Source organism: Nonomuraea sp. NPDC050022, assembly GCF_044460705.1.
Lineage (GTDB): Bacteria > Actinomycetota > Actinomycetes > Streptosporangiales > Streptosporangiaceae > Nonomuraea.
On the sequence record NZ_JBITKE010000007.1, the window covers coordinates 658,822 to 679,026 of the forward strand.

The window sequence follows — 20,205 nt, forward strand, 5'->3', positions numbered from 1 at the left end:
CGAGAGCCGCATCGCCATGGCGCGGCCACCTCACCGTGCGGGCGTGCCCGTTGCCCTCGTGGGGAACTCTTCGATACCGAGCACTCGCAGCAGCTCCAGCCGTTCGCCGGTCTCGGCGTCCGCCGGGGTGAGCACCAGCAGCTCCTGCCCCTGATCGGGAGTGACCAGGGTCTCGCAGTCCATCACCAGGCGGCCCACCCTCGGGTGCAGCATGGTCTTGCGGTCGGCGCGCCGGACCGCCACCTCGTGTTCGGCCCAGAGCCGCCGGAAGTCGGCGCTCGCGGCCCGCAAACGGTCGAGGAGCCCGGCGACCGTGGGATCGCCGGAGCGGCGGCCGGCGGTCGCGCGCAGGTCGGCCACGAGCTGGCGGGAGTGATGCTCCTGCTCCTCGGGCGGGCAAACGGCGCGCGCGGCGGACTCGGTGAACCAGCGGTATGCGACGTAGCGCCGGTCGCCGGAGAAGCCGGTGTGCTCGCCCATCAGCAGGACGTCCGCCCGGTTCTGGGCAAGGACCTCGCCCAGGTCCGACAGCACCAGGGCCGGGGTGTCGCCGAGCAGGTCGAGCATGCGCATCAGCCCGGCGCGGGCCAGGCGGGCCACCCCGTCGGCGGGCGGGGGCCGGTGGCCGGCCAGGTGGAACAGGTGGTCGCGCTCGTCGTCGGACAAGCGCAACGCCCGGGCCAGCGCGCCGAGCAGCTGGCTCGAGGGCTGACTGCTGCGGCCCTGCTCAAGGCGTACGACATAGTCCACCGACATGCCGGCGAGCATCGCCACCTCCTCCCGGCGCAGGCCGACGGTGCGGCGGCGAGGGCCGTCGGCGAGACCCACCTCGGCCGGGCGGATCGCCTCGCGGCGGCGGCGCAGGAAGTCGGCGAGCTGCTCACGTTGCATGACCTCATGGTCTCTCACGGCGGGCGAGCCGAGCCAGGGAGCGGCTCTCCCACGATGAACGCTCCGCTCCCGCCCGTCCCGGTCTGAGGCCAAGGTTGGGGCCGACGTAAAGGACGACCTCGACGACAAGGGAGTACGTCATGCAGATGCGAACCCTGGGCCGCACCGGACCGGCCGTTTCCGCGCTGGGCCTGGGCGGGCTGGGCATGTCGGGCGCCTACGGCACGTCCGACCGCGCGGAGAGCATCGCCACCGTGCACGCCGCGCTGGACAGCGGCGTCACACTGATCGACACCGCCGACTTCTACGCCATGGGCCACAACGAGTCGCTACTGGCCGAGGCGCTGCGCGGCCGGGATCGCGACAGCTACGCGCTGAGCGTCAAGTTCGGCATGCTGCGGGGGCCGGGCTCGGAGTTCGGCGGGCATGACTGCCGTCCCGAGGCGGTGAAGAACTTCCTGGCCTACTCGCTGACCCGGCTGGGCACCGACCACATCGACATCTACCGTCCGGCCCGGCTGGACCCGGCGGTGCCGATCGAGGAGACGGTAGGCGCGATCAAGGAGATGATCGACGCCGGATACGTGCGCCACATCGGGCTCTCAGAGGTCGACGCGGCGACGATCCGCCGGGCGCACGCCGTGCACCCGATCGCCGACCTGCAGATCGAGTACTCGCTGATCTCCCGCGCGGTGGAGGCGGACGTGCTGCCCACACTGCGGGAGCTCGGCATCGGCCTGACCGCGTACGGCATCCTCGCCCGCGGCCTCATCTCCGGGCACTGGACGGCCGGCCACACCGCCGGCCCCGGCGACAGCCGCGGCTTCAACCCGCGCTTCTCCAGCGGGAACGTGGAACACAACCTCCTCCTCGTGGAGGCCCTGCGCCGGGTCGCCGAGGCGAAGGGCCGCACCGTCGCCCAGCTGGCCATCGCCTGGGTGGCCGCGCAGGGCGAGGACATCGTGCCGCTGGTCGGCGCCCGTACCCGCGAGCGGCTGGCCGAGGCGCTGCCCGCGATGGAGGTGAACCTCACCGCGGACGAACTCGCCGAGATCGAGAAGGCGGTGCCGCTGGGCGCGGCGCGCGGCGACCGATACCCGTCGGCGTTCATGTCCCACCTCGGCGTGGGCAACTGAGTCCGGCTCCGCGGCAGGGCCGGGCTACGACCGCTCGTAGGTGATCAGTTCGCCCGGCCGGCAGTCGAGCGCGTCGCACAGGCGCATGAGTGTGGAGAAGCGGATCGCCTTGGCGTGGCCGTTCTTCAGGATCGACAGGTTGACGACGGTGAACTGGACCCGGTGCGACAGCTCGGTCTACTTGGTCGCGCCCCTCCAGAGGCGCGCGGCCACCAGCGCCGTCCCCGCCGCCGCGGCCGTCACCAGCCAGATCATGAACGTCGGGTAGAGGTAGACCACCTGGATCCAGGAAATGTCGCTGCCTCGGGCGAGCACCCGGAAGACCGGGGCGATGGCCGTACACAGGAGGAGCGGGAGCAAGTACGGCAGCAGCCGCCATCGCTGCCAGCCCGTCCGGCGGGCGGCCCAGCGCCGGGAGCGGGCTACGCCGCGCACCGCCAGCGCGACGGTCACCAGCGTCAGCAGCGTGAACACCAGGTCGGTGGCCAGGAAGGGAGAGGAGGGCGCCTCCGGCCGCCGGCCCTCGATCAGGGCGACCAGGCCGTCCATGAGCGCGGCGCTGTCGGCGAAGGCCATGCCGGTGTTGGCCATGACCGCCACGCCGTAACCGGAGCCGGGCATCAGCAGTTGCTGGGCGGTGGAGGTGAACAGGTCGCCGCCGTGGCGTACGACGGGAGTGCCGCCCGCGGTCCGGTCGAGCTCCCAGCCGAGGGCGTAGTCCGGGTTCTGAGCCGAGGGCGTGCGCATCTCCTTGATACTCGCGGGAGACAGGATGCCGCCGTCGCCGTTCTGGGCGATCAGCCAGCGGGCCATGTCGTTGGCGCTGCTGAGCACGCCGCCGGAGCCGTTGCCGAACCCGCGCGGCTCCGGCACGGCGACCGCCTGGCCGAGGAGATAGAGGTGACCCCGGGCGCTGCCCGGCAGGTCCCGATCGGTGTCGATCGTGCTGCTGTCGCGCATGCCGAGCGGCGTGAACACGTGCTTCTTGAGGTAGCCCGCGAACGGCTCGCCGCTCACCACCTCGACCAGCCGGGCGGCGACCTGGTAGTTGGTGTTGTGGTAGCTGTAGGCGGTGCCCGGCTTCGAGGCGAGCCGCGCGTCTTTGAGCCGGCGCACCGAACCCTGGAGCGTGTCGGGCTGGGGCAGGCTCTTCTCGTGGAAGGCCGAGTCGGCCATGCCCGACGTCTGGTTGAGCAGCTGGCGCACCGTGATGTCGGCCGCCCGGGGATCGGCCATCTGGAACTCGGGCAGGTAACCGCGAACCGGCTTGTCGAGCTCGACCCGGCCTTTCTCCACCAGTTGCAGGACGGCCAGCGAGGTGAAGGACTTGCTGAGCGACGCGAGCGCCATGGGGGTGTCGGCGGTCACGGGCTCGCCTGTAGCGGTCCGGCCATAGCCCGCGGCATGGACGACCTGCGTCCCCTTGGTGACCACCACCGCTACACCCGGCAATCCGGTCGCTTCACGATATTGGGCGATGAACCCGTCGATCGAGGCGGGGGTTGGCGGGGCGGGAAGTATGGGAAGTACGGCCAGGTAGAGCGCCGCGAGAGTGTTCAAGAGCACCCGTCAACGCTAGGGACCACGCCCGCCGCGGCACATCGCGGAAACCCTCACCATCCCTTGCGGAAAACCGCCATCAGATCCCTCTGACCTCGCCGGCCTGGCCCGGTTCGGCGAAGGAGAGCAGCCTGGCCGCCTCCTCCCGGATCTCCTGGGCCTGTCCCGGCGAGACCGGCGCGAACATCTCGACGCTCACCACCCGCTTGTCCCGCTTCCACACCCCTCGCACGAACCCGTCGACGAGGACCGTCCCGAGCACCTGCCCGTTGATGGTGATGACGCGCTTGCGGTATTCGTCGGAGATGATCCGCGTGCGGTCGGCATGGCTGAGCAGCACGTTGTCGAACGGCGCCAGCAGCCGCACCGGCGCCTCCACCTCCGGGCCCGGCCGGGGCGCGTCCGGCAGGTCGAACAGCCCCTTGTCCAGCTCGACCAGCCGTGGACGCAGCCGTTCGACCACCTCGCGCAGCCCGGTCAGCCCCGACCACGCCTGTACGTCGGCCACGGTCGCGGGCCCGAACGCGGCCAGATAGCGCACCACCAGATCCTCCAGCGACGGGGCGGGGTGCAGCTCACGGCCCAGCCACGCTTCGGCCGTCGCGTACGCGGTCTGCCCGGCCTTGCCCCACACCGCCCTGGGCGGTACCTGGACCAGCGGCGCCAGCATGCGCATGACGTGCGCCAGGTCGGCGGCGTTCGTGCCGGGGAAGTGCCCGGCCAGCAGCGTTCCGAGCTTGGCCGCGGTCAGGGGTGCGCCGGTCAGCGCCTCGCGGCCCGCCTCGACGACCGCCGCCAGGTCCAGGCTCGCCAGCTGCCGGCCGTACGCGCTGTTCAGGTATTTGGCGAGCAGCGGCTGCGTCAGCGGCCGTAACGTCAAGCAGTCGGCGGCGCTGACCAGGTGGACGGTGCCGCGCATGAGCACGATCCGCACCGCCTCACGCCCGGTCAGCAGCCCCGCCAGCTCCTCCGGCCGGAACCCCGCAAGGCGCGACCAGAGCCCGAAGTACGGCGGGAACGGCGCCTGCGCCTGCAGGCCGACCAGGTGCTCCACCGCCTGTAGTGCCGGCATCGTGTGCCGCTGGAGCAGCAGCTGCCTGGCCAGCGTGGCCCGGTTGAGCTCCCTGGCAGTGATCATCGGGCCATCCCGCCCGGCAGGTCCTTGAGCATCAGGCGATCATATGGTGGGCCGGTACTGGATCGATGCTCAGCCCTGCCACGATGAGTCCTGTCGAGGTCGACGCGCCGACCTGCCTGCTACCCACGCGCCGACGCGCCTGCTGCCCGACGGGCGGCCGTCAGGTGGCATCGCTGAGGAACTCCCGCAGCACCGGGGCGAGCACCTGCGGATCCACATCGTGCGTCTGACCCTCCAGCGTGCGGTGCCGCCCCTCCGGAAGCGCGGCGGCCAGGCGCCGCGCCATGTCGCGCATCCACACCGGACTGGCCCCGCCGTCGGTCACCAGGACGGGCACGCCCACCTTGGCCGCCAGCTCCACGGGCAACGCGCCGCCTGTGGAGCCGTTGCCCATGACGGCCGCGTCGTAGGCGAGGGTGGGCGCCAGTGCCTCCAGCGCGGGCCACATCGGCGCCCCCCGCATCTGGCCGATCAGCTCCGCCGGCAGCCCCACCGTGGTCATGAACAGCGCGACCGCGTCCCCATGCCGCCCCGCGTTCAGCAACTCGGTCAGCTCGGTCTCGTAGGTGCGGGCCCGCGCCAGCCGGTCCGCGTCGTCGGGACTGTAGGGCGGCTCGAACAGCGCCAGCCTGGTGATCGCCACTCCCTGGGCGGCCGCCCGCAGCGCCAGCGCCGCCCCCGAGGACATGCCGTACACCGCCCCCTCCCCACCGGCCTCGGCGATGACCGCTGCCAGGTCCTCCACCTCGCGGTCGACCTGGTACGGCCCCATGTCGCCGCTGTCTCCCCGCCCGCGCCGGTCATAGGCGAAGACGGTGAAGTACGGCGCCAGCAGCGCGGCCAGCGGCGCACCCGTCGAGCGGTCGCAGAGCGCGCCGGTCACATGGACGAGCGCCGGGCCACTGCCCGACCGCTCGTACGCGATGCGGGTGCCGTCGGCTGAGAGCACGGTGTGCATGAGATTCCTTCTTTCCCTTGCCGGCCATCTCGCCTCACCGACGAACGGGACAAGCCGGAACCGACACCCGCCTCCCCTCAGCTGACCTCGGCCAGCCGTCCGGCCAGGTAGCGGCGTTCGGAGTCGTTGGCGGCCAGGTCGAGCGCCTGCCGGTAGGCATCGGCCGCCTCGCCGTCGCGTCCCAGACGTCGCAGCAGGTCGGCGCGCGTCGCCGGCAGCAGGTGGTAGCCGTCCAGCTCGCCCGACTCCGCCAAACCGTCCACCAGCGCCAGCCCGGCCAGGGGGCCATCGGCCATGCCCACGGCCACCGCCCGGTTTAGGCGTACCACCGGTGAGGGGACAAGTTGGGCGAGCCGGTCGTACAGGGCGACGATCTGCGCCCAGTCGGTGTCGGCGGCCTTGGCCGCGGTGGCGTGGCAGGCCGCGATGGCCGCCTGCACCTGGTAAGCACCGGGACGGCCTTCGAGCAGCGCCCGCTCCAGGATCTCGGCGCCCTCCGCGATCTCGCCGGTGTCCCAGCGGCCGCGGTCCTGGTGTTCGAGGGTCACCAGCACACCGGCGGCGTCCACCCGGGTGGCCCGCCGGGCGTCGTGCAGCAGCATCAGCGCCAGCAGCCCGCCTATCTCCGGCTCCCCGGGCATCAGCCGCGCCAGCACCCTGGCCAGGCGGATCGCCTCGCCGCACAGATTGCGCCGCACCAGATCGGCGCCCGCGCTGGCCGAATATCCCTCGTTGAACAGCAGGTACACCACGCCCAGCACGGCCGTCGTACGCTCGGGCAGCAGGTGGGCGGGTGGCACCCGGTAGGGGATGCCCGCGTTGCGGATCTTCGACTTGGCCCTGACCAGGCGCCTGGACATCGTCTGCTCCGTGACCAGGAACGCCCGCGCGATCTCGGCCGTCGTCAGCCCCGCCAGCGTACGCAGGGTCAGCGCCACCTGCGCCTCCAGAGCGAGCGCGGGATGGCAGCAGGTGAACATCAACCGCAGCCGGTCATCACCCACCCCGCTCTCGTCGCCATCCCCCTCACCGTCCTGGGTGTCGAGCAGGGCCAGCTGCCGCAGCTTCTCGGCCCCGACGGCGTCGCGGCGCAGCCGGTCGAGCGCGCGGTTGCGGGCCGTCGTGGTCAGCCACGCGCCCGGCCGCCGCGGCACTCCGTCACGCGGCCACCGTTCGAGCGCCGCGGCGAAGGCGTCCTGCGCGCACTCCTCGGCCAGGTCCCAGTCGCCGGTCATCCGGATGAGCGTGGCGACGACCTGCCCCCACTCCTGCCGGAACGCGGTCGCGACCGCGCCGGTGACCTGGTCGGTCACGGTCGCCAGAATGGCCTGGTCGCGATCTGTGCCCGTCGCGGTCGCCGGATCGGCCTGGTCGCGATCTGTGCCTGTCACGGTTGCCAGACCGGCCGGATCTCGATCTGTCCCACGCGCGCCCACGGGTGGGCGGCGGCCAGCTCGATGGCCTCGTCGAGGTCGGCGCAGTCGATCACACTGAACCCGCCGATCTGGTCCTTCGTCTCGGCGAACGGGCCGTCGGTCAGCAACACCTCATCACGGCGTACGCGCAACGTCGTCGCGTCGCTGCTGGGCCGCAGGCCCACCGCGCCGCGCAGGATCCCGCGGCGCTCCATGTCCTCGGTCCAGCCGCCGCAGCCGACCATGTCCGGATCCTGCCCGGCGACGGTCTCGTCGGACACGTCGCTGCACAACATCAGCACGTAACGCACCGGTCCTCCTCGGGATGGCGGGATGGCGGCCGGTCTCAGTCTGCCAGGATCCCCGGTGGGCGGGCCTGCGGGCACTACGGCGGTCCGGTCGTTCTGTAGGGTCAAGCATCGATCTGGAGCATGAAGGGACCCAACTTCCGATGAGCGACTCGCCCCGTACCCTGCACCAGCGCAAGCAGGACACCCTCGACCGCCTCGCCCAGGACGTCGACGCCTGGGTGGCCACGGCCGATGGCGAAGGCGGGACGCCCTACATGGTGCCGCTGTCCTTCCTCTGGGACGGTGCCACCCTGCTCATCTCCACTCCGGCCGCCAGCCCCACCGCCCGCAACCTTCAGGCCACCGGCAAGGTCCGCCTCGGCATCGGCCCGACCCGCGATGTGGTCCTCATCGAGGGAAGCGTCCAGACGGTCCCGGCCGGCGAGCTCTCCGACCAGCTCGGTGACGCCTTCGCCGCCAAGACCGGCTTCGACCCGCGCCGGCTCAGCAGCCCCTACCTCTATTTCCGGATCCAGCCCCAGCGGCTGCAGGCCTGGCGCGAGGCCGACGAGCTGGAGGGCCGCGACCTCATGCGCGACGGACACTGGCTCGGCTGACGTCCACGGACCTCGGCTCGGCTGACGCGCCGTCCGGGCCTGGAACCAGCGGCTAACGTCCGGGGTCGGGCAGGACGCGTTCGACCACGTCGGTGACCAGGTCGTGGATCTGGTCCTCGGGAAAGACGTCGGGCAGCGTGAGCCGTTCGAGGATCAGCCAGTTCAGGGCCAGGTAGAGCAGGACCACGGTGGTCGCGTCGCCGGGCAGGCCGGACTCCGTGTGGGCGGTGATGTTGGCGTCGACGTCGGCGCGGATGCGTTCGGTGAGCAGGCGGCGCAGCTCGGGGCGGCGAGTGGCCTCCAGGCGGAGTTCGAGCAGGGCCAGGTAGCCGGAGCGGAACTGGCTGATCCGGTCCACCAGGTCGTGCATGAGCTCGGTGACCCGGTCGCGGTCGCGTGGTCCCTCCAGCGCGGCGGCCACCATCGTGGCCTCGGGCTCCAGCCGTTCGTAGAAGCGGTGACCGACCTGGGTGAGCAGGTCGTCGCGGTTGTCGAAGTAGTTGGAGGCCGTGCCGTTGGGTACCCGCGCCTCGACGTCGACGGCACGGAAGGTCAGCCCGCGCGCCCCCTCGCGGGCCAGTACCTCGATGGCGGCGTCAAGGAGCGCCGCCCGTCGTGCCGGGTTCTGCCGCATGCGTATCTCCTGGATCGGAATTCAAACCACTCCGATCATAGTACTAAGCTGGAGATACGTGAATTTCGTTCACCTGAATTCGAGAACGGTACCCAGATATAACGAGGACCGTGACTCGCATGCATTCGCCCATCACGCCGCCCGGCTGGTTCATCGCCCGGCTTCATCTCGGGGACGAGCGGGGGGTCGCGGCGGCCGCCGCCGTCGTCAACGCCGCTCTCGGCCACGGCGTGCTCACCGTCGACCGGCTCCTTCGGCACATGCGCGACGACGAGAGGGTGCAGTTCCTGGCGGCCTTCCCGCAGGGGTCGATGACGCCGGTGGGAGCGGCCCTGGCCCAGGTGATCGACGACGAGGAATATCGCGCGTTCACCGCTCCGATGCCGCCGGGGATCCTCTCCCCCGCGCCGCCGTCCGCAGACGGCCGCCGGGTCGGCATCCTGAGCACCATGGCCGTGGTGCCGTCGGTGCGCCGTCGTGGCCTCGGCACCGCCCTCGCCGTCCAGCGCACGGCCTGGCTGAGGGAGCGGTGCACCGAGGCGTACGCGATGGTGTGGCTACGCGACCGGCCCGGGCGCGCCGACGGGGTGCTGAAGGCGGCCGGCTGGGAGCCGGTGACCACCGTCCGCCGATACTGGGAACAGGCCTCGGTGGTGGGCGACTGTCACTGCCACCGGTGCGGCTCGCCCTGCCGCTGCGACGGCCTGCTGATGCGCCTGCCCCCCGCGCCGACCGGCGCCTCTGAGCCGACCGGAACTCCCGAGTGGACCGGCACCCCCGAGTGGACCGGAGACGGCGCCGCCTGGCCTCACGGGGTTACCGGCCACCAGTGAAAGGTGGCTCGCCTTCCTTGAGCGGACGGAAGCGCAGCGCCGACCAGACCTCGTCCACGGCCACCTGCCCGTTCGGCCGCAGGTCGTACTCGGCGACGATGGGCCAGAGTGTGTCGCGGTTGATGTCGGCCTTGTTGCCCTTCGGGTAGGCCACCCACAGGGCCGCGGGCCGGCCCAGCCGATCGCGGTGCTCGTCGAGGAGCCGACGGACCGTGGCGGCGTCGGCGGCGAACAGCACCGCCACGCCCGCCTCGCCCAGGTCGTCGACGTGCCGCGCGCCCTCGGGCAGTGGCTCGACGAGCGGGCGGTGCTCGTCGTCGGAGATCCAGACGGCGGTCCGCGGCTTGACGAGCAGCTTGTCGGCGACGGTCTTGGTAGCCATGTCACGCCCTGCCGTAGGTGAGGGAGAGGACGCCGGTGCTGAGCGTCCGGGAGTCGGCCAGCTGGAGCGGGATCTGCCCGGTGCCCTCCTCGAACAGGCGCTTGCCGGAGCCGACCACGATCGGGTGGACCAGCAGGCGCAGCTCGTCGAGCAGGCCGTCGGCCAGCAGCGACCGGACCAGGGCGGCGCTGCCGGTGATGCCGATGTCCTTGCCGGGCCGCTCCTTGAGCTTGGTCAGACCGGCCACGACGTCACCCTTGATGATCGTCGTGTTCTGCCACTCGGCGGTGTCGAGGGTGTTGGTCACGACGTATTTGGGGGTGTTGTTCATGCGGTCGGCGAACGGGTTGTCGGCCGGGTCCTGCTGCGGCCAGTGGGCGGCGAACTCCTGGTAGGTCCGCCGTCCGAGCAGCATGACGTCGGCCTGTTCCATCTGCGAGCCGACGATCTCCCCCATCTCATCGTTGAAGTAGGGAAAGTGCCACTTCTCGGGGGACTCCACGACGCCGTCCAGGGAGATGAACAGGCCCGCCACGATCTTTCTCATCGCTGTGCTCCTTGTCTGCGGTGTCCTCAGCCTCCCACCGAAAAATATAGTTGTCAAGAATTCTGCAATGGTCGGTGGGCGTTTATTCGATGGAGGCGTTTTCTTGCCGCTTGTACTGTGACCTCAGCCGGAAGGGGGAGGGATCATGCGCGTGCACTATCCGCGCACCCCTCACCTGCCCTGGTCGCCCGGGGTGACGCCGGACGACGTCCGCGCGGGAGATCTGTCCGGGCTGCGCGGGCGCGAGGTCGTGGTCACGGAGAAGCTCGACGGCGAGAACACCACCCTCTATACGGACGGGATGCACGCCCGGTCACTGGACTCGGCCCACCATCCCTCCCGAGCGTGGGTCAAGGCTCTGCAAGGGCGCATCGGTGGCCGGATCCCGGCGGGGTGGCGGGTGTGCGGGGAGAACATGTACGCCCGGCACTCCATCGCCTACCAGGAGCTGGACAGCTGGTTCTACGGCTTCTCGGTCTGGGACGACGATCGCTGCCTGGACTGGGACCGCACGGTCGCCTTCCTGCGCGGCCTGGGGATTCCGGTCCCGCCGCTGCTGTGGCGCGGTGTCTTCGACGAGCGGGCGCTGCAGGGGCTGCGGCTGAACCCGGAGCGGCAAGAGGGCTACGTGGTGCGGGCCGTCGAGGGATTCGGGCGGGCGGAGTTCGCGGGGCGGGTGGCCAAGTGGGTGCGCCGGGGGCACGTCCAGACCGGTACGCACTGGATGCACGCGACCGTCGTGCCGAACACTCTTGGCCCGAGGGCGGCGCTGTGGTCGGTGCGCTCGGGCGCGGACTGCGAGGTGAACGCCCTGCTGGCCGCGGTGGACCTCGCCCCAGCCGAAGCAGGGCACATCGCCCCGGAGGCGGTGGCCGAGGTGTCGGCTCGGCTGGACGCGATCGGCCGGCGCGGGGACGCCCGGCTGGCGGGCCTGCTGGCCACGGCGCTGCACTCCGTACCGCGAGCGCGTTTGGCGGCCCGGCTGGCCAGGCCGCTGGGCATGCGGCTGGCGCGGCGGGTCGCGGATCTGAGCGGGCTGCACGGCGCGCTGGGCCGGCCGTACCCGGATGAGGAGAGGCGAGCCGGGCTGGGGCGTATGGCGTTGGCCGCCGACCTGGGCGTGCTGCACGCCGTGGCGGCGGCGCGCGTGGACGATGAGGCTGACCAGGAGCGTGAGCAGGTCGAATGGTCGGCCCTGTACGCCGAGGACGCCGGGCTGCTCGGGCCCGATCCGCTGGAGCCGTTGCGGGCTGGTCTGCGCGAGGCATTGGCCGACCTCGGCGGGGAGGCGGCCGAGCGCTGCTGGGCGGAGGCGCGCGACGCCTGGGCCAGGGGAAAGGTCGCCACGGTTGAGGAGGCCGTGGCGGCGACCTGGCGGTGGCGGTCGGGGCGATTCCCCCGGCTGGTACATCTGGTCGGACCGTCAGGCAGTGGCAAGAGCACGTTCGCGGCCGGTCTGACGAAGACGGCCGCATTGCGGGAGACGGCCGGTCTGCCAGAAGTGACCGGTCTGCGGGAGGTCGACGGGGCTGTGTTCCTGTCGCTGGACGATCTGCGTGCCGCCAGAGGCTCGCGGGCGAACCAGCGGGCCAACCGCGAAGTGCTCGGCGAGGGACTGGTCCGCCTCGACGCCGCCCTGGCGGCCGGTGGCACCGTGGTATGGGACGCCACCTCGCTCAATCAGCACCAGCGTTCCCTGGTCCACACCGTGGCGCGCCGCCGCGCCGCGCTGACGACGCACGTGGTCGCGCTGGTGGAGGCGGACGAACTGCACCGGCGCAACGCCCGCCGCGCCCATCCGGTGCCGCCGCACGTGCTGGACGATCAGGTGCGCCGATACGTCCCGCCGTACCCCGGTCAGGCCCATCACACCTGGTACGTCGGCGCGTCCGGGACCGTCGAAGACGTGGACGGCGCCTTGGAGGAGGAAGAGGCGTGATGCGTACCAGCGAGGAGATCTACCACCGGGTCCGTTGGGACCCCCGCTTCGACCCCTCGCGTTTCGTGCTCGGCGTCGGCCAGCGGGACGCCGCCCCCAAGCGCATCCCCCTGCCCACCTTCGTGCCCGGCGGCGACGTTCCGTGGCACCGGGTGCTGTTCGTCGAGGCGGACGGCGAGCCGATCTGGGACCGCGCCACCGGACTGGACCGGATCGACGCCTGCGACGCGGGCCGGGTACGCGCCCCGCGCCGCCTGCGCGCGCCCGTCTTCAGCGCCAGAACCCCGCACGCCTGGGACCCGGCCGCCGGCTGGCGGCCCAGCACGGGGCAGGAAGCGGCGCGGGCGTCCACAGGTGCGGCCGTGCGCGTCCTGACCTGGAACACCCTGTGGGACCGCTACGACAGCGACCGCATCGACACCGCGCGGCGTCGTCCCATGCTGCTGGCGGCCCTGGAAGCGGCCGACGCCGACGTCATCGCGCTGCAGGAGGTCGAGCCCGCGCTGCTGTCGCTCCTGCTGGCCGCCCCGTGGGTGCGGGCCCGCTACACCATCGGCACCGATCCGGGCGGCGAGGACGTCGCCGACAGCGGGCTGCTGCTGCTCAGCCGGTTGCCCGTCGGGGAGGCTGCCTGGCACCGGCTCGGCCCGCACAAGGCCGTCGCCGCCCTCGCGACCGAGACCGCAGCCGGCCCGCTCGTCGTCGCCACCACCCATCTGACCAGCGACCACACCGCCGACGGCGCGGCACGGCGGCGGGCCGAACTCGCCCTGATCGCCGAAGGACTGGCGGGGGTCGAGGGTGACCTGGTCCTGATGGGCGACTTCAATGACGGCACGGACGTCCCCGCGTCGATGCTCGGGCTGCGCGACGTCTGGACGGAGGCGTACGGGCCCGGCGACCACACGCCCACCTTCGACCCGCGCGCCAACCCGCTGGCGGCGCTGTCCTCGCTGTCCGGGCGGGCCGCCCGGCTGGACCGCGTACTGGTGCGCGGCGGCCCCCGGACCGTCGCGGCCGTCCTGCGCGGAGACAGCCCCGATCCCGGTGGGCTGTACGTCTCCGACCACTACGGGGTGGAGGCCGTCCTCGACGTCACGGGCAGTGCGCCCGCCGGGGTGCTGGACATGGCGCCGACCGCGCGAACGGCGGTGGCCTGGATTCCGCCGGAGGAGCTGTGGGCACCCATCCAGGCGGTCCGCCGGACGCACGATCCGCAGGTGAACCGGTGGCCGCCGCACGTCAACCTGCTCTTCGGGTTCGTGCCGGAGTCGGCCTTCGACGCGGCGGCGCCGCTGCTGGCCGCGGCGGCCGCTGAGGTCCAGCCGTTCGCGGTACGGCTGGAGGGGATCCGCTCCTTCCAGCACCGCCAGGACACGACCGTCTGGCTCGACCCGGCCGCGGCCGATCCCGCTCCGTGGGCCCGCCTGCGCCAGGTTCTCCACCAGCGCTTCCCCCGCTGCGTGGGCCGCGCGGAGGGCTACACGCCGCACCTGACCCTGGGCCGCGTGAAGGCGCCCAACCATGCGGGCATCCGGCTCGACGCGATGACCGCCCGCGTCGGGGCCGTGGTGCTGCTGTCGCGGCGCGGGGACGAACCCATGCGCCCGCGCGCGGTGATCACCCTGGGTACGGGCGAACTCCGCTGGCTCCCAGAACCCACCGTCCCCGAGCGCACTGCCGCCGCGCCCGCGCTGGTACCTGAATCCACCTCGCCCGAGCCTCCTGACCCCGGACCCGCCGCTGCCGCGCCCCTACTCGTACCCGAGCCCACCGCCGCCCCGTCCGCGCTCGACGCCGAGCCTGTTCCGGGTCTGGACGACCTGGCCGATCGCGTGACTCGCCGACTGGCGGAGGCGCTGCGCCCCGGGATCGTGCACGTGGCGGGCTCCCGACGTATGGGCTGCGCGCTCCCCGCAGCCGACTTGGACCTGGTGGCGGCACTCCCAAACCTGGAAGCGTCCGGTATGGACGTGGCGGCGCGGGTGCGGGCGGCGCTACCTGAGGCCGTCCGGCTGCGGCAGGTGGTCGGCGCACGGGTGCCGGGCCTGCGCATGCGAGTGTCCAGCCTGGACGTCGACCTGACCGTGGTGGCGACCGGCCAGCTCCCTCCGGCGCAGCTCGTGTCCCGCCGCACCGAACTGGGCGAGGCGGCGGCCATCGCCCTGAGCGCCGTCAGCGATGCGGACGCGATCCGCGCCGCGGTGGGCCCCGCACACGAGCGTTTCGCCCGCCTCGCCCGCCGGGTGAAGGCGTGGGCTCGGGCGAAGGGCCTGGACGCGGCCCCGTTCGGCGGTTTGCCCGGTCTGGCTTGGGCGGTGCTGGCCGCCCGCACCGTCCTCGATGCCGCGGACGGATCCGACACCGATCTCCTACGCCACTTCTTCAGCACGTGGGCCGCCTGGGACTGGCACGTACCGGTCACCCTCATCCCAGCCACGACGACCGTGACGCCCGTGATGGCGGTGATGACGCCCAGCGCTCCCGTACGCAACTGCGCCGGCCACGTCACCTCCGGCGGCCTGGACCTGCTCACCCGGGAGCTCTACCAGGCATGGGAGCTCACGGAGAGCGGCCGGTCCACGGAGTTGCCCGCCCTGCCGCCGCTCCACCGCCGTCACGCGGCCTGGGCGGTGCTGACCGTACGCCCCGGTCGCCCCGAGGAGCTTGACGCGGCGCTCGGCCGCGTCAGAGGACGCATGCTGGACTTGCTGACCTGGCTGGAAGAGGCCGGGGTGCCGGACGTACACGCCTGGCCGCGCCCGTTCGAGCGCGGCCCCCGACAGGCCCGCTACGCGATCGGCCTGGGCCACACGCCTCCGCAGGCCGCGCGGCTCAGCGAGATCACCGGCCGATGGGCCAGGCACATGTCCGGCGTCACAGTCGAACGGGTCGAGGGCGGCGCCGTACCGACTCTGAGCTGACAAGCAGTCAGAGGCCCGCATCTGCCCCCGTGCGGGCCTCGACACTCGCGCGTCAGGCCGGGACGTCTCCCAGGCGGTCGGCCCAGCCCATCCGCTCCAGCGCCACCCGCAAGAGCGGCTGCCCCTTCTCCACGACCTCGTACTGCAGCAGCTCGGCGGTGTCCTCATTGATGATCATCCGGAACTCCACCCCGTCGTCCCCCGCCGTCGAGAGGGCGACCCCGGTGCGCCCCACCGCGTCGGTGACCCGGCCCCGCGAGGTGATGCCGTCCTGGCCGGCCAGCACCTTGAACAGGGCGGAGCGGGTGCCGGGCGTGATCGGCGCGGTCATCAGGTCCACGCCCGTCTGCCACAAGTAGCCGCCTCTGTCGAGCCGGGCGCTGTTGGGGCTCTGCTTGAACAGGGCGTCCAGGCGGCGCCGCAACGCGTTCTCGTCGGTGGGCAGCCGCGCGATGTTCTGGATCGTCAGAGTCGGGTTGTCGATCGACAGGATCCGCTCGCTGCTGTCGTCGCGAGTGGGGGGCCTCTTCTCCGTCAGGGCGGGTGAGCCGGCGGCCTTCCAGTCGGCCTCGTCCTGCGGGGTGCCGAAGGTGACGCTCACGTCCGGGTCTCGTACGAAGCGACTGGCCGCGCCCGGCTTCATCGCGCGCCAGGTGTCCTGTGTGTCGGTGGTGAACGCCAGGTACGGCAGCTCGGATTGCTTGAGCTCGGTGATCTTCCCGGTGATCTCCTTGCGCAGGGCGGCGAGCTCGTCCGGCTTGTCCTTGAGCTCTTTCTCTTTTCGCTGCTGCTCTGCCAGCAGGGCCTTGATCTGGGTCATGTAGTCGCCCGGCACGACGTGCACCTTCGCGAAGGTGCGCTCGCGGACGTACCAGTAGCGGCCGGAGGTGGCCGGCTCGCGCACCGCGGTCGCGGCCGCCGCGAGCAGGAACGTGCGGGCGTCCACCGGCTCGGCCGCGATCGCGGTCCGCGCGGTGGACGCTGTGGTGGGAGACGTGGTGGCGATCGGGAGCGCGGTGCTTGAGCCGGTCACGACGATCACGGCTGCCGCGGCCACTCCGGCCGCGGCCGTGCCCGCGACCAGCAGGAACGGAGCCCGGATCCGGCGTCGGGACGGGTGCGCGGAGCGGGGCGTCCGGAAGGCGGCGGCCAGGTCGGCCGCGCGGCGCCGCCGGTGGGCCTCTTCTGTCATCTCGTCCAGCTCCATCGGCTTGAGCTGGGCGAACAAGCGGTCGGTCATGTCATTCTCCGTGTGGTGGGGTGCTGCGGGCATCAGGTCTCTGGGCTCTCTTGGAACCGGCCACCGGCCGTCGGCGTTGAACGTGGGCGCGTGCCGCCCGGCTCCAGGCGCAGCGCGGTGGCGAGCCGTTTGCGCGCGCGGTGGAGCCGCACGTTGTACGTCCGGACCGAACAGCCCATGACGGCGGCCGCCTGCTCGGGCGGCAGGCCGTACCAGGTGGCGAACACCATCGCCTCCACGTCCTGCTCCGGCAGGGCCGACAGCGCGGCCAGCGCGCCCTCCCTGTCGATGACGTGGTCGGCCACGTCCCAGCCGACATGGTCGCGCGAGGTGGTCAGCGCCGTGATCCGGTCGACCAGAGCCTGCCGGCGGTGGCGGGAGTCGCGCTGCTTGGCCAGCAGGTTGCGCGCCACGCCGAGCAGCCACGGCAGCGGCGGCTCGGGCAGGTCGTCCAGCCGCCGCCAGGCGACGAGGAACGTCTCACTGGAGACGTCCTCGGCCGCGTCACGCTCGGCGCGCAGCAGCGCGTAGCCGAGCACGCTCCGGTAGTGCCGGTCGTAGAGGTCGGTGAATCGTTCTTGAGGATCGTCCACACCCAGTAGTCCCTCCGGCCGCTCCCGGATTACCGCACCCCGCCCGGAATCTTGTCAGCCGGCCGGTTTGCGGGCCCAGAACACGGCGTGCCCGCTGTCCCCTTCCGGGACGAACGCCTCCGAGGTGACCTCCAGCCCAGCTTCCCGCAGCCAGGTCCGGTAGGTGGCCGCGTCCGCGTGGCTCCACCACATCGTCGTGGCGCCGCCGAGCCAGCCGTCCTCGGTACCGGTCCAGGACTCCCAGCCGGTGGTGACCAGGAGCAGGCCCGAGGGCCGCAGCCAGGCGGCGACGCGTCCGATGAGGGCGGGCTGGCGCTCCAGCGGCATGTGGATGAGGGCGTACAGGCACACGACCGCGTCGAAGGAGGCGTCCGGCAGGTCGAGGGCCGTGGCGTCGCCCCGGACGAAGGTGGCGGCGGGCACGAGACGCCGGGCCCGCTCGATCTGGACGTCACTGAGGTCGACGCCCGTCACGTCGTGCCCGGCCGCGGCCAGCGAGCGGGCGACGGGAACCCCGCAGCCGCAGCCGAGATCCAGCACGCGGGCCCGTGGCGGCAGCCGGGAATGGAGCTCTTCGAGCCACGGCGCGTACGGGCCGTCGTCGTCCTCGTCGCCCCGGTAGTGGTAGGACAGCGCGTCGTAGCCGCGCTGGACCAGATCGGTTTCCTCGCTCATGCCGGTCAGGCTATGAGCCGGAGTCGGCGGGCCGGCCGAGGACTGACCCACTTGCTACTTCGGAGCTACGCCAAGGGTGCACTCCCCAGGGGGAAGCCGACCACAAGGGGCGATCCGTAGCTTCGCCGTCATGGCATCCTCCCAGCTCATCCAGCGGATCGAGGCGTCCACGCCGGCCGGCCGCGACCGGGGCGTCGACGCGCTGCGCGCCCTGGCGATCCTCGGGGTGGTGCTCGGCCACTGGCTGGTGACCGCCGTGGTCGTCGGCGACGGTACGGTGCGCGTCGCCAGCCCGCTCAAGCACCTGCCCGAGCTCACCCCCGTCTCCTGGGTGTTCCAGACCCTGGCGGTGTTCTTCCTGGTGGGTGGACAGGTCGGGGCGAAGGGTTACACGAGCGCCCGCGCTCGCGGCAGCACGTACGGGCGGTGGCTCGGCGGGCGGATGGCCCGGCTGTTCCGGCCGGTCGTGGCCGTGCTGGTGGTGTGGGCCGTGGTCGCGGGCGCGCTGCTGGCCTCCGGGGTGGCCCTGGACACCGTGCGCGTGCTGGTCAAGCTGGTGTTGTCGCCGATGTGGTTCCTGCTGGTGTTCGCGGCGCTGACGGCGCTGACCCCGCTGGTGGCCCGGCTGCATCCGCTGTGGCCGCTCGCCGCCGTCCTGCTCGGCGACCTGATCCTCTACTGCCTGGACGGGCCGGCCTGGCTCGGCTGGGTCAACGTGGTGGCCGGGTGGCTGGTGCCGTACTGCCTCGGCGCGGCCTGGGCCCGGGGCGACCTGAGCGGCCGTGGGATGGGCTGGACGCTGCTGCTCGGCGGCGCGGCCACCGCGGCCGGGCTCGTCCTGTGGGCGGGGTATCCGGCCGCCATGGTCGGGGTGCCCGGCGCCCCGGTCTCCAACCTCGACCCGCCCTCCCTGGCGGCCGTCTGCTTCGGCCTCGCCCAGTGCGGCGCGGCCCTGCTTCTCCGAGGCCCGCTGCGGCGGGCGCTGCGCCGCCCGGCCGCCTGGGCGGCGGTGGCGCTGGTGAACATGTCGGCGATGACGATCTTCCTGTGGCACCAGACCGCGCTGATCACGGTCACCGTGGCCGGGCTGTTCGTGAGCGACGCGCTGCCTGGTCTGCACACCGCTCCGGACGGCTTCGGCTGGGTGCTGGCCCGGCTGGGCTGGCTGCCGGTGTTCGGGGTGGCGTTGCTGGTGTGCTGGGGCGTGGCCCGTACGTACGAGCAGGGACCGCCTGAGGTCAGGCGTGGACGCTTTCCCGGGCGGCGGCGTCACGTGGGTGCCGCAGCCCGGGGGCCAACGTCAGGGTGACCGCGACCGAGGCCGCCGCCAGCACCGTTATCGCCGTCGCGGGCGAGGTCAGCTGCGCGACGGCACCCGCGAGCGCGGCACTCACGCCCTGCATGGTGACCATCCCCGAGGAGTGCAGCCCCAGGGCGTGCCCGCTCAGCTCCTCCGGAGTCAGCGCCATCAGGCGCTCCTGGAGCAGCAGGCTCGCGGCGTACCCCGCCGAGGCGAGCACGATCGCCGCCACCGCGACGGGCAGCGCCGGGCGCAGGACGAAGATCAGGTACGGCAGGGCGAGCAGCAGGCACAGCGGCACCCGCAGCCGCTCCCTCCACAGCGGCGGCACGAACCGGCCGGCCACGATGTCACCGGCCAGCATGCCGAGCGCGGCACAGGCGAACAGGAGTCCCGCCTGCTCGGGCGCGTACGACACGAAAAGGGACTCGCAGCCGACGATCAACCCGTTGGGCACCCACATGGCGAGGTAGACGTAACGGCGCGGCTTGGCCGACCACAGCCGGGCGTTGTCCCGCCAGGTGTCGGTGATCGACGGCCGTCCGGCGGCCCGCGGCGGCCGGCGGCTGAGGCCGAAGCGGGCCACGGCCGCCGCGACCAGGTACAGGGCCGCGCCGGTCAGGAGCGCGCCGCGCGGCGACAGGACGGCCACGAGCACGCCGCCGAGCGCGTACCCGCAGATCTGCACGGCGCCGTCGGCCATGTTGAACATCGAGCGGCCGAGCAGGTACCCCTCCCGCGTGAGGATCTCGTTGAGCAGTCCGTAGCGCACTCCCCCGCCCAGCGAGGCGATCAACCCCTGCCCCAGCAGCAGCGCGAAGACGGCCCACACCGACAGCCCCGGAACGGCCTGCGCGGCGGTGACGAGGGCGAAGACCAGCGCCAGACCCGTCAGCGCGGCCCGCGGCGGTAACCGGTCGGCCGCCGACAGCAGCGTGACCGCCCCGATCACCTGAACCAGGGCCGGCCCGAACATGGCCAGAGCCGACAGCAGCGGCGAGCCGGTCGCCGAGTAGACCAGCGTTCCCAGGGCCAGCCCGCTCACCGTTTTGCCGGCCACCTGCATGGCGGCGGTCAGGAACAGCGGCGTGAACTCCGGCGTCCGGAAAAGATCGCGATAGGTGCGCATGGCG

The 20,205-nt window shown here is 72.4% G+C and carries 19 protein-coding genes and 1 pseudogene; 6 read left to right on the plus strand and 14 right to left on the minus strand.

Features of this window, described 5'->3' with window-relative positions; translation table 11 throughout:
• Positions 1-30 precede the first annotated feature (30 nt).
• Entirely contained in the window at positions 31-891 is an 861-nt protein-coding gene (locus ACIBO2_RS32105; RefSeq protein WP_358549727.1) for a helix-turn-helix transcriptional regulator, read from the minus strand.
• Positions 892-1,031: 140 nt separating this feature from the next.
• Here ACIBO2_RS32105 and ACIBO2_RS32110 point away from each other — a divergent pair, with 140 nt between their 5' ends.
• Positions 1,032-2,027, plus strand: a complete 996-nt coding sequence (locus ACIBO2_RS32110) for an aldo/keto reductase (RefSeq protein WP_358549729.1) — start codon at positions 1,032-1,034, stop codon at positions 2,025-2,027.
• 24 nt (positions 2,028-2,051) lie between these two features.
• On the opposite strand, the pseudogene ACIBO2_RS32115 reads toward ACIBO2_RS32110, so the two are convergent.
• The 6 genes and pseudogenes from ACIBO2_RS32115 to ACIBO2_RS32140 form a co-directional block, all read right to left on the minus strand.
• Positions 2,052-2,204: pseudogene (locus ACIBO2_RS32115) on the minus strand (helix-turn-helix domain-containing protein); the annotation flags it as partial.
• Positions 2,205-3,593, minus strand: coding sequence for a serine hydrolase domain-containing protein (locus tag ACIBO2_RS32120; RefSeq protein WP_397301662.1), 1,389 nt, complete (start codon positions 3,591-3,593; stop codon positions 2,205-2,207). It lies immediately after the preceding pseudogene.
• 73 nt (positions 3,594-3,666) lie between these two features.
• Complete coding sequence (locus ACIBO2_RS32125) at positions 3,667-4,725, minus strand: winged helix DNA-binding domain-containing protein (protein ID WP_358549731.1); 1,059 nt, start codon at positions 4,723-4,725, stop codon at positions 3,667-3,669.
• Positions 4,726-4,885: 160 nt separating this feature from the next.
• The gene (locus ACIBO2_RS32130) at positions 4,886-5,683 is read right to left on the minus strand and encodes an alpha/beta hydrolase (RefSeq protein WP_358549733.1); all 798 of its coding nucleotides are present in this window, start codon (positions 5,681-5,683) and stop codon (positions 4,886-4,888) included.
• A gap of 77 nt (positions 5,684-5,760) precedes the next feature.
• On the minus strand, positions 5,761-7,074 hold the full coding sequence (locus ACIBO2_RS32135) for an RNA polymerase sigma factor (RefSeq protein ID WP_358549735.1): 1,314 nt from the start codon (positions 7,072-7,074) through the stop codon (positions 5,761-5,763).
• Positions 7,071-7,409 (minus strand): YciI family protein, encoded by a 339-nt coding sequence (locus ACIBO2_RS32140; protein WP_358549737.1) that lies wholly within the window; start codon positions 7,407-7,409, stop codon positions 7,071-7,073. Before ACIBO2_RS32140 ends, ACIBO2_RS32135 begins: the two co-directional genes overlap by 4 nt.
• 140 nt (positions 7,410-7,549) lie before the next feature.
• Here ACIBO2_RS32140 and ACIBO2_RS32145 point away from each other — a divergent pair, with 140 nt between their 5' ends.
• Positions 7,550-8,005 (plus strand): pyridoxamine 5'-phosphate oxidase family protein, encoded by a 456-nt coding sequence (locus tag ACIBO2_RS32145; RefSeq protein ID WP_358549739.1) that lies wholly within the window; start codon positions 7,550-7,552, stop codon positions 8,003-8,005.
• 52 nt (positions 8,006-8,057) lie between these two features.
• Here ACIBO2_RS32145 and ACIBO2_RS32150 read toward each other — a convergent pair whose 3' ends face one another.
• Positions 8,058-8,639 carry a TetR family transcriptional regulator gene (locus tag ACIBO2_RS32150; RefSeq protein WP_358549741.1) on the minus strand — a complete coding sequence of 194 codons (582 nt, stop codon included), beginning with the start codon at positions 8,637-8,639 and terminating at the stop codon, positions 8,058-8,060.
• A 119-nt stretch (positions 8,640-8,758) separates the two neighbouring features.
• Here ACIBO2_RS32150 and ACIBO2_RS32155 point away from each other — a divergent pair, with 119 nt between their 5' ends.
• Positions 8,759-9,472, plus strand: coding sequence for a GNAT family N-acetyltransferase (locus ACIBO2_RS32155; protein ID WP_358549743.1), 714 nt, complete (start codon positions 8,759-8,761; stop codon positions 9,470-9,472).
• Here ACIBO2_RS32155 and ACIBO2_RS32160 read toward each other — a convergent pair.
• A complete protein-coding gene (locus ACIBO2_RS32160; protein WP_358549745.1) occupies positions 9,456-9,854 on the minus strand; it encodes a hypothetical protein in 399 nt (132 codons plus the stop codon). The genes ACIBO2_RS32155 and ACIBO2_RS32160 overlap by 17 nt on opposite strands.
• A gap of 1 nt (position 9,855) precedes the next feature.
• On the minus strand, positions 9,856-10,401 hold the full coding sequence (locus ACIBO2_RS32165; protein WP_358549747.1) for a dihydrofolate reductase family protein: 546 nt from the start codon (positions 10,399-10,401) through the stop codon (positions 9,856-9,858).
• 145 nt (positions 10,402-10,546) lie between these two features.
• On the opposite strand from ACIBO2_RS32165, the gene ACIBO2_RS32170 reads away from it, so the two are divergent.
• Together ACIBO2_RS32170 and ACIBO2_RS32175 are read left to right on the plus strand one after the other, a co-directional pair.
• On the plus strand, positions 10,547-12,340 hold the full coding sequence (locus ACIBO2_RS32170) for an RNA ligase family protein (RefSeq protein ID WP_397301669.1): 1,794 nt from the start codon (positions 10,547-10,549) through the stop codon (positions 12,338-12,340).
• Entirely contained in the window at positions 12,340-15,264 is a 2,925-nt protein-coding gene (locus tag ACIBO2_RS32175; RefSeq protein WP_397301709.1) for a poly(A) polymerase, read from the plus strand. The genes ACIBO2_RS32170 and ACIBO2_RS32175 overlap by 1 nt, the downstream gene beginning before the upstream one ends.
• Before the next feature lie 52 nt (positions 15,265-15,316).
• Here ACIBO2_RS32175 and ACIBO2_RS32180 read toward each other — a convergent pair whose 3' ends face one another.
• From ACIBO2_RS32180 to ACIBO2_RS32190, 3 genes are read right to left on the minus strand one after another with little or no spacing between them, the layout of a single operon-like run.
• Positions 15,317-16,504, minus strand: a complete 1,188-nt coding sequence (locus ACIBO2_RS32180; RefSeq protein WP_397301671.1) for a CU044_5270 family protein — start codon at positions 16,502-16,504, stop codon at positions 15,317-15,319.
• 32 nt (positions 16,505-16,536) lie between these two features.
• Positions 16,537-17,097: an RNA polymerase sigma factor gene (locus ACIBO2_RS32185; protein WP_397301674.1), complete on the minus strand. Its 561-nt coding sequence runs from the start codon at positions 17,095-17,097 to the stop codon at positions 16,537-16,539.
• A gap of 54 nt (positions 17,098-17,151) precedes the next feature.
• On the minus strand, positions 17,152-17,772 hold the full coding sequence (locus ACIBO2_RS32190; RefSeq protein ID WP_358549755.1) for a class I SAM-dependent methyltransferase: 621 nt from the start codon (positions 17,770-17,772) through the stop codon (positions 17,152-17,154).
• 130 nt (positions 17,773-17,902) lie between these two features.
• On the opposite strand from ACIBO2_RS32190, the gene ACIBO2_RS32195 reads away from it, so the two are divergent.
• The gene (locus ACIBO2_RS32195; RefSeq protein ID WP_397301676.1) at positions 17,903-19,081 is read left to right on the plus strand and encodes an acyltransferase; all 1,179 of its coding nucleotides are present in this window, start codon (positions 17,903-17,905) and stop codon (positions 19,079-19,081) included.
• Here the strand turns inward: ACIBO2_RS32195 and ACIBO2_RS32200 are convergent.
• Positions 19,011-20,201 carry an MFS transporter gene (locus ACIBO2_RS32200; RefSeq protein ID WP_397301679.1) on the minus strand — a complete coding sequence of 397 codons (1,191 nt, stop codon included), beginning with the start codon at positions 20,199-20,201 and terminating at the stop codon, positions 19,011-19,013. The genes ACIBO2_RS32195 and ACIBO2_RS32200 overlap by 71 nt on opposite strands.
• Positions 20,202-20,205 lie beyond the last annotated feature (4 nt).

Bases quoted from the DNA above. Each gene is read 5' to 3' on its own strand.
- ACIBO2_RS32105 (WP_358549727.1), bottom strand. From the start codon at position 891: ATGCAACGTGAGCAGCTCGCCGACTTCCTGCGCCGCCGCCGCGAGGCG.
- ACIBO2_RS32110 (WP_358549729.1), top strand. From the start codon at position 1,032: ATGCAGATGCGAACCCTGGGCCGCACCGGACCGGCCGTTTCCGCGCTG.
- ACIBO2_RS32125 (WP_358549731.1), bottom strand. From the start codon at position 4,725: ATGATCACTGCCAGGGAGCTCAACCGGGCCACGCTGGCCAGGCAGCTG.
- ACIBO2_RS32130 (WP_358549733.1), bottom strand. From the start codon at position 5,683: ATGCACACCGTGCTCTCAGCCGACGGCACCCGCATCGCGTACGAGCGG.
- ACIBO2_RS32145 (WP_358549739.1), top strand. From the start codon at position 7,550: ATGAGCGACTCGCCCCGTACCCTGCACCAGCGCAAGCAGGACACCCTC.
- ACIBO2_RS32150 (WP_358549741.1), bottom strand. From the start codon at position 8,639: ATGCGGCAGAACCCGGCACGACGGGCGGCGCTCCTTGACGCCGCCATC.
- ACIBO2_RS32155 (WP_358549743.1), top strand. From the start codon at position 8,759: ATGCATTCGCCCATCACGCCGCCCGGCTGGTTCATCGCCCGGCTTCAT.
- ACIBO2_RS32160 (WP_358549745.1), bottom strand. From the start codon at position 9,854: ATGGCTACCAAGACCGTCGCCGACAAGCTGCTCGTCAAGCCGCGGACC.
- ACIBO2_RS32165 (WP_358549747.1), bottom strand. From the start codon at position 10,401: ATGAGAAAGATCGTGGCGGGCCTGTTCATCTCCCTGGACGGCGTCGTG.
- ACIBO2_RS32170 (WP_397301669.1), top strand. From the start codon at position 10,547: ATGCGCGTGCACTATCCGCGCACCCCTCACCTGCCCTGGTCGCCCGGG.
- ACIBO2_RS32175 (WP_397301709.1), top strand. From the start codon at position 12,340: ATGCGTACCAGCGAGGAGATCTACCACCGGGTCCGTTGGGACCCCCGC.
- ACIBO2_RS32180 (WP_397301671.1), bottom strand. From the start codon at position 16,504: ATGACCGACCGCTTGTTCGCCCAGCTCAAGCCGATGGAGCTGGACGAG.
- ACIBO2_RS32190 (WP_358549755.1), bottom strand. From the start codon at position 17,772: ATGAGCGAGGAAACCGATCTGGTCCAGCGCGGCTACGACGCGCTGTCC.
- ACIBO2_RS32195 (WP_397301676.1), top strand. From the start codon at position 17,903: ATGGCATCCTCCCAGCTCATCCAGCGGATCGAGGCGTCCACGCCGGCC.
- ACIBO2_RS32200 (WP_397301679.1), bottom strand. From the start codon at position 20,201: ATGCGCACCTATCGCGATCTTTTCCGGACGCCGGAGTTCACGCCGCTG.